Source organism: Yersinia sp. 1252 StPb PI, assembly GCF_048593885.1.
Taxonomy (GTDB): Bacteria; Pseudomonadota; Gammaproteobacteria; order Enterobacterales; family Enterobacteriaceae; genus Yersinia; species Yersinia enterocolitica_E.
In genome coordinates this window covers 1-237 of record NZ_JAZGQE010000579.1, presented here as the reverse complement: position 1 = coordinate 237, position 237 = coordinate 1, and the positions used below count along the sequence as shown (strand labels likewise).

Below are 237 nucleotides of genomic sequence, written 5' to 3'. Positions count from 1 at the left end.
GAAACGCACTAACGCAATTGAATTGGAAGTACAGGTTATGAATGGCATCAGCAGCAAGGGCCAACTGGAAGCCGCTAAGCACGTAGGTGTTGACCGGTGCCAGATAAGCCGCTGGATATCAGGCAAGGACAGCATGTTAAGCAAGTTCTGCCGGTTGCTTGAGTTTGCCGAGATTGAGAAGCCTGAAAACATTCTGGCAATAGCAGGGAATGAAGCAAGGGAGATAGCAACGACACT

General features: G+C 49.4%; 1 protein-coding gene. It reads left to right on the top strand.

Annotation, left to right across the window (positions count from 1 at the left end):
- Positions 1-237 (top strand): CII family transcriptional regulator (locus V2A85_RS24805; RefSeq protein ID WP_420072699.1); only part of this gene is annotated, 237 nt, incomplete at both ends.